The sequence below is a fragment of the Streptomyces sp. NPDC005151 genome (assembly GCF_053599875.1).
In genome coordinates, this window is the sequence record NZ_JBSFYR010000173.1 from 1 (window position 1) to 7,768 (window position 7,768).

At 70.5% G+C, this 7,768-nt stretch carries 4 protein-coding genes; 3 read left to right on the top strand and 1 reads right to left on the bottom strand.

Going from position 1 to position 7,768, the window contains the following annotated elements; translation table 11 throughout:
- Positions 1-239 (bottom strand): helix-turn-helix domain-containing protein (locus ACWD6R_RS39025; RefSeq protein ID WP_451823101.1); only part of this gene is annotated, 239 nt, incomplete at its 3' end.
- A 212-nt stretch (positions 240-451) separates the two neighbouring features.
- On the opposite strand from ACWD6R_RS39025, the gene ACWD6R_RS39030 reads away from it, so the two are divergent.
- The 3 genes from ACWD6R_RS39030 to ACWD6R_RS39040 all read left to right on the top strand — a co-directional run bounded on the left by ACWD6R_RS39030 (position 452) and on the right by ACWD6R_RS39040 (position 7,674).
- A complete protein-coding gene (locus ACWD6R_RS39030) occupies positions 452-4,228 on the top strand; it encodes a S8 family peptidase (RefSeq protein WP_451823102.1) in 3,777 nt (1,258 codons plus the stop codon).
- A 122-nt stretch (positions 4,229-4,350) separates the two neighbouring features.
- A complete protein-coding gene (locus ACWD6R_RS39035) occupies positions 4,351-5,880 on the top strand; it encodes a protein phosphatase 2C domain-containing protein (RefSeq protein ID WP_451823103.1) in 1,530 nt (509 codons plus the stop codon).
- Positions 5,881-5,931: 51 nt separating this feature from the next.
- Complete coding sequence (locus tag ACWD6R_RS39040) at positions 5,932-7,674, top strand: pyruvate dehydrogenase (protein WP_451823104.1); 1,743 nt, start codon at positions 5,932-5,934, stop codon at positions 7,672-7,674.
- The last annotated feature ends 94 nt before the right edge of the window (positions 7,675-7,768 follow it).

Below are 7,768 nucleotides of genomic sequence, written 5' to 3' on the forward strand. Positions count from 1 at the left end.
CGCTGCTGGGTCAGCAGCGCGCCCAGGGCGACCCCCGGCGGCGCCGCCACCCACCGCCCGGTGCGGGCGGACGACTGGGCGGCGAGGCCCTGTTGTTCCAGTCGGCGAAGCGCCCGCTCGGTCTCCGACTCGGGAAGTCCCAGCCGGTGTGCGAGGTCGGAGACCTCCGCTGCGCCCACCGCGACGAGCGCGCGATAGGCGGACTCCTGTCTCCCGTCGAGACCTATGGCTCCCAGCACCCTTGGACCCCTCCCCGGACGTGTCAATTCCGCATCGTTCCGCCCTCTTCGGCCGGCCGGTCGTGGCGGAAAACGGCCACGGCGTAAACCCGCCGTGTGCATCATCCCTGTATCGCCCGTCGCCATGCCAATGTGGCGCCCACCGCAGTACCAATAGCCTCCGGAATCAGCCAGCTTGTGCTGTCCTGATCCGGATTCATCTGGGGAGAGCGATGCGCCCGATATCGCGTACGGCACTGGGAGCGGCGACCGCCGCGGTCCTGGCCGTCACCGTGGTCGCACCGTCCGTGGCAGCGCCACCGACGGAGTCCACTTCGAAGAGACCGCTGACCGGCAGCGCGGCAGCCGACGCCGCCGCTGTCGCGAAGGGCGGCAAGCCGGTCACTGTCACCCTTGTCACCGGCGACAAGGTCCTGGTGAGGACGGACCGTTCGGGGGCCTCGTCGGCCACCGCACTGCCCCGCGAGGACGGCACCGTACCCCTCGTGCAGACCCGGCAGTCCGGCAAGGACCTGTACGTCTACCCGGACACCGCGACCGAGGCGCTCGCTGCGGGCACGGTCGACGAGGAGCTCTTCAACGTCACCGGCCTGATCCGCCAGGGCTACGACGACGCGAGCACCACGTCCCTGCCGCTGATCGCGGTCTACGGCCAGGACCTGGCCCGTTCCGCGCCCGCCACCCCGCGTGGCGCGAAGCGCGGGCTCTCCCTCGATGCCATCGACGGCGTCGCGCTCAAGGCGGACAAGGCGAAGGCTGCCGACTTCTGGTCGGACGTCACCCAGAACCGCTCCCGCTCGGCCTCCGGTCTCAAGAAGCTCTGGCTCGACCGCAAGGTTCAGGCCACCCTCGACAGGTCGACCAAGCAGATCGGCGCCGACCTCGCCTGGGCCGCCGGATACGACGGCAAGGGCACCAAGGTCGCCGTCCTCGACACCGGTGTCGACGCCGAACACCCCGACCTCAAGGGCCGGATCGCCGCCTCGGAGAACTTCACCGACTCCGACACCACCGACGACCGGCAGGGCCACGGCACTCACACCATCTCCACCGTGGGCGGCACCGGCGCGGCCAGTGACGGCAAGAAGAAGGGCGTCGCACCCGGCGCCGACCTGCTCGCCGGCAAGGTCCTCAACGACCGCGGCTCCGGTGCCGAGTCCTGGATCATCGCCGGTATGCAGTGGGCCGTCGACCAGAAGGCCGATGTCGTCTCCATGAGCCTCGGGAGCCCGACGCCGGGCGACTGCACCGACCCGATGAGCGTCGCCGCCGAACAACTCGCCCAGAGCAAGGACACCTTGTTCGTCATCGCGGCAGGCAACTCCGGCCCGACGCTGAACACCGTCTCCTCCCCGGGCTGCGCCCCCAGCGTGCTGACCGTCGGCGCCGTCGACCGCGACGACTCCACGGCCCGGTTCTCCAGCCGCGGTCCCGTGATCGGCTCGCACACCCTCAAGCCCGAGATCGCCGCCCCCGGCGTCGCCATCTCGGCCGCGGCGGCCGGTGGCCGCGGTGTCTACGCGTACCAGACGATGTCCGGTACATCGATGGCCACCCCGCATGTCGCGGGCGCCGCAGCGATCGTGAAGCAGCGTCACCCGGACTGGACCGCACAGCAGATCAAGGCGGCCCTCGTCTCGTCCGCGAAGAGCGACATCCCCGGCGACGTACGCGAGACCGGCGGCGGCCGCCTCGATGTGAAGGCCGCCATCGACACCACCGTCGTCGGCGCCCCCGCCGTCCAGGGCGGCACGTTCAACTGGCCGCAGGACAAGTCCGACCGCACCACGGTCGACGTCCCCTACACCAACTCCGGCACCGAGCCGGTGAAGCTGTCGCTGAAGGTCCAGGGCGTCACCGGCAACGACGGCTCGGCCGTCCGCTCCTCCGTCGCGAAGCTCGACGCGAGCACCGTCACCGTCCCGGCCGGAGCCACCGTCAAGGTCCCGCTGCAGATCGACCCGACCGCGAAGCTGAAGGCCGCCCAGTACGGTGATGTCACCGGGCGTGTGCTGGCCACCGGCGCCGACGGCGTCAAGGTCTCCACCCCGTTCTCGCTGTACGTCGGCGCGGAGACCGTCACCCTGCGGGTCAAGCTGGTCGACCGCACCGGCAAGCCCGCCACGGGCTCCTCCTCGCTGGACGTCATCGGCACCGACACCGCCAGTGGTGAGCGCCGCTTCAACGACGGCTCGGCCGACCAGGTGTACCAGGTCCGCCCCGGCGCCTACTTCGTCTCCAGCTTCATCACGTCGCCGGACCCGAAAGACGCCACCGGCAGGCTCGTCGAGTCCGTCGGCTACCTGGCGCGCCCGCAGCTGAACGTCACCAAGGACACCACCCTGGTGCTCGACGCCCGCAAGGCGCATCGGATCCAGGTGAGGACCGAGGACCGCGCGTCCGAGAACCGTTCCACGACCCTCGCCTTCGGCCGCAGCTGGGACGACATCTGGCTGCACTCGGGCTCCGTCACCGGCAGCCGCCTCGTCAAGAACTATCTGGTCGACATCCAGGGCCGGGCGAGCGACGGCGACTTCGAGTTCGACAGCGCCTGGCGTGCGTACGCCCCGCAGATCGAGAAGCTCTCGGTCGTCGGCGGCGCCGAACTGCACCCGGTGCTCGCGAGCACCGGCTCCGTCAACCTCGACGGTACCGGCGAGGCCGCGCTCGTCGACGCGGGCACCGGCACCCCCGACGAGCTGAAGGCCGCCGATGTCGCGGGCAAGATCGCTCTGGTGAAGGTCGCCGACGACGGATCCATGAACACCCAGGCGCGGAACGCCAAGGCCGCCGGGGCAAAGGCGATCATCGTGCACCGGCCGTCCGCGGGCCTCTGGCAGCCGACCGTTGGCTTTGGTTCGGCGCCGCTGCCCTCCCTCGCCGTCGAAGCGAGTGAGGCCGCCGGCCTGAACGCCGCCCTGGCCGCCGGCCCCGTGAAGCTGCGCTGGAAGGGCACTGCCGCCAGCCCGTTCGTCTACAACCTGAGCTTCCCTGAGACCGGCCCGGTCACCTCGGACCGGACGTACAAGGTCCGTGACAGCGAGCTCGGCACGTCCACCGCCACGTACGAGGCGATGGGTGTCGCGGCCGACTATGTCGATTCGATGGTCTTCGGCCGGCCGTACGGCGGGCGTTACTCCGGATCGTTCGACGTCGTCGCCGTCCCGGGCAAGCGCACCGAGTACTACTCGGCGGGCGACACCGGCTGGGAGCGGTACGTCTCCTCCAGCCTCCCCTGGGGCGAGGCCATGGTCGACCCGGCGCATACCTACACGGCCGACTCGAAGCGTACGGAGAACTGGTACCGGGGCATCCTCGGCCCGTCGACTCCGCGCGACGCCCAGGGCAAGGAAGCGCTCGCCGCCGAGCGTCAGGACAACCTGATCGGCGTCGCCCCCGGCTTCTGGGCAGACACCGAACACGCCGGCATCCAGGGCTCCTTCGGCGACGTGGGCAACATCAGGCTCACCAGCGGTGGCGAGGTGCTCGGCGATTCCGGATGGCCGTCCGGGGTGTTCACCGTCCCGTCCGAGGACGCGGCGTACGAACTCACCATGACGACCGCCAAGTTCGGTCAGCCCGCCGCCGTGTGGAAGCGGTCCACCCAGACCGAGACCACGTGGAAGTTCCGTTCGAAGCGGGACGAGAACGCGTACTCTCAGGGTATTCCGCTGCTGTTCCCCGGATACGACCTGGCCACGGACGGCATGAAGACCCTGGCGGCGCAGGACGGCCAGAAGATCGGCCTGAGTGTCACGGGCCACGCCGGTTACACGCCCGGCAAGCTGACCGCGGCAAAGGTCTCGTACTCGTACGACGGTGGCACGACCTGGACCCAGGCCACCACCGCACAGCAGGACGGGCGTTGGACCGCGACCGTGAACCACGCGGGTGCGGCCGGCAAGCCGGTCACGCTGAAGACGGAACTGACGGACGCCAACGGAAACTCTGTCGTCCAGACCGTCGTCGCCGCATACGCGGTGCGCTGACCTCGGCCACACCATGACCGGTCCGCCGGGCGTCCTTCCCGTGGGGGGTGGGGTCGCCCGGCGGACCTCTTTTTTTCCTGATGACCCGTTTTCGTACGGCCCGTGCGGTGGACAATAAGGGCATGAGTCAGCAGGGGGAGAGGCCCGCCGCCCACGAGGACGACTGGTGGCGCAGGCTGTACGACGAAACCGCCGCGGACGCCGGGGCGAGCAGCGCGGCCGACAGTCTCGACGACCGCTTCGACTCGGCTTCGGGGGCGGTGGGTCCGGCGGGGACCGGTGCGGGCGCCGCCTTTCCGGAACCACCCCGCGTGGCGCCCGCCGACGGTCCGCCACCGCCGCCACCTGCACCTCCGGCTGCACCGGCACCTCCGCCTCCGCCGCCCGTGCAATCCGTGCAGGCGCGTGCGCCGTGGGAACCGCCGGCCGGTCCCACGCGGCCGAGCACTTTCGCCACACCGCCGCCGGCCAAGCCGCCATCCGTTGTCGAAGCGCCGCCGGTCCCGCCGCCGCCCCCTGTCGAAGCACCGGCCACAGCCTCCGTACCGCCGCTCCCGAGACGGCCGGTCGCCGCGAAGCCGGAGGCGCCCGGGGCGGGACCGGCCACCCCGCTCCCGGCCGCACCCATCCTCGGGACCGCTCCCGAACCCCCTCCCGCCCGCGCGGCCCGCCCCGGCCTCTCGTACGTCGGCGACCGCCCGCCCACCTACGACGCCGAGCCGACCGCTCTCCCCGCCACCGTCCCCCAGGAACTGGACGGACTCGTCGCCGACACCGTGCTCGACGGCGCCCGGTACGGGACATACACGCTGCGCGCCGCCTCCGTGCGCGGCGACTCCGCCCGGTTCCGGGGAGAGCTCCGGCGCGACGCCCTGCTCACCGTGCGGTTCGGTGCCGCCGAGAACGCCCTGGTGCTCGTCGCCGTCGCCAGCGGCGCCCGTGCCACCGAGGGTGCCCATCTCGCGGCCGCAGACGCCTGCCGCTGGATCGGCGGAGCCGTCGGCCGCAGCCACACCCGGCTCTCCGAGGACATAAGAGCGGGCCGCCGCGGCGACCTCAAGTCCGGTCTGCACCGCCTCACCGACCGCAGCTACGGCAAACTCCGCGCCCGCGCCGTCGAACTGGGGCTCGAACCGGAGGAGTACACCGCGGGGCTGCGGTGTCTGCTGCTGTCGGCCGATCCCGCCTGCCGGACCCGGGTCTTCTTCGGGGTGGGCGGCGGGGGGCTCTTCCGGCTGCGGGACGGCGTCTGGCGGGACCTCGAACCGGACGTCTCGGACCCCGGGGCCATGACCGGGCAGGCCGTCGCCGGCTTCGGGTCCGCTTCCCCCGAGAGCGGGCCCGACGGCGACCTGCTGACCATGGACCTGGGGATCGCGACGCCCCCGTCCCCGTACGTCGAGAGCCCGCCACCACCACCCGCGCAGCCGTTCCGGTTCCGCGCCTCGGTGGCCCGCCCGGGGGACACGCTGCTCCTGTGCAGTACCGGTCTCGCCGAGCCGCTGCGCGGCGAACCCGCCCTCGCCGAGGAGCTCGCCGAACGCTGGACGCCCCAGGAGCCGCCCGGCCTGGCGGCGTTCCTCGCGGACACCCAGCTCAGGGTGAAGGGGTACGCCGACGACCGTACGAGTGTCGGCGTCTGGGAGGCGTAACCGCGCGCGCCATGGGTTGATGGACTCCTAGCGCGGAGAGGATACGCACCCATGGCCAAGCAGAACGTGTCGGAGCAGTTCGTCGACATTCTCGTCCGGGCGGGCGTCAAGCGCCTGTACGGCGTCGTCGGCGACAGCCTCAACCCGGTCGTCGACGCCATTCGCCGCAACGCGGCCATCGAGTGGATCCAGGTCAGACACGAGGAGACCGCCGCCTTCGCCGCCGGCGCCGAGGCCCAGATCACCGGGACCCTGGCCGCCTGCGCGGGTTCCTGCGGCCCCGGCAATCTGCACCTCATCAACGGCCTCTACGACGCCCACCGCTCGATGGCCCCGGTCCTCGCCCTTGCCTCGCACATCCCTTCGAGCGAGATCGGTCTCGGCTACTTCCAGGAGACCCATCCGGAGCTGCTTTTCCAGGAGTGCAGCCACTACAACGAGATGATCTCCAACCCGCAGCAGATGCCCAGGCTGCTCCAGACCGCGATCCAGCACGCGATCGGACGCGGCGGGGTCAGCGTCGTCTCGATGCCGGGCGACATCGCCTCCCAGCCGGCGCCGGAGAAGTCGATCGAGCACGCCCTGGTCACCGCGCGGCCGACGGTCCGGCCCGGTGACGAGGAGATCGAGAAGCTCTGCCGGATGGTCGACGGGGCGAAGCGGGTGACGCTGTTCTGCGGGAGCGGCACGGCGGGCGCCCACGCCGAGGTCATGGAGTTCGCCGAGCGGGTGAAGGCCCCCGTCGGTCATGCGCTGCGTGGCAAGGAGTGGATCCAGTACGACAACCCGTACGACGTCGGCATGAGCGGACTGCTCGGCTACGGTGCCGCGTACGAGGCGACCAACGAGTGCGATCTGCTGATCCTGCTCGGCACCGACTTCCCGTACAACGCCTTTCTGCCCACCGATGTAAAGATCGTCCAGGTCGATGTGCGACCCGAGAACCTGGGCCGCCGCTCCAAGCTGGATCTGGCGATCTGGGGCGATGTCCGTGAGACGCTGCGCTGTCTGACACCCAAGGTGAAGGTCAAGACCGACCGCAAGTTCCTCGACCGGATGCTGAAGAAGCACGCCGACGCGCTGGAGGGCGTGGTCAAGGCGTACACCCGAAAGGTCGAGAAGCACATCCCGATCCACCCCGAGTACGTCGCCTCGGTTCTCGACGAACTCGCGGACGACGACGCGGTGTTCACCGTCGACACCGGCATGTGCAATGTGTGGGCGGCCCGCTATCTCACCCCCAACGGCAGGCGCCGGGTGATCGGTTCGTTCAGTCACGGCTCGATGGCCAACGCGCTGCCGCAGGCGATCGGCGCCCAGTTCGTCGACCGGAACCGGCAGGTCGTGTCGATGTCCGGCGACGGCGGATTCACCATGCTGATGGGTGACTTCCTCACCCTCGTCCAGTACAACCTTCCGGTGAAGGTGGTTCTGTTCAACAACTCCGCGCTCTCCATGGTCGAGTTGGAGATGCTGGTCGCGGGGCTGCCGTCGTTCGGTACGACCAACAAGAATCCGGACTTCGCGGCGATCGCCCGGGCCGCCGGGGCGTACGGCGTACGGGTGGAGAAGCCCAAGCAGCTGGAAGGCGCGCTCAAGGACGCCTTCAAGCACAAGGGACCGGCCCTGGTCGATGTCGTCACCGACCCCAACGCGCTCTCCATCCCGCCGAAGATCAGCGCGGAGATGGTGACCGGCTTCGCGCTCTCCGCAAGCAAGATCGTGCTGGACGGCGGCGTGGGCCGGATGCTTCAGATGGCCCGCTCCAACCTGCGGAACGTGCCCCGCCCCTAAGAGCCTGTCGGGTGACCTCTGATCGGGCGGCCACGCCCTGGCACGCACGCTTCCCGCGTTGCCGAAATGCCCTGGTAGCTCCTTCCCCAAGCTC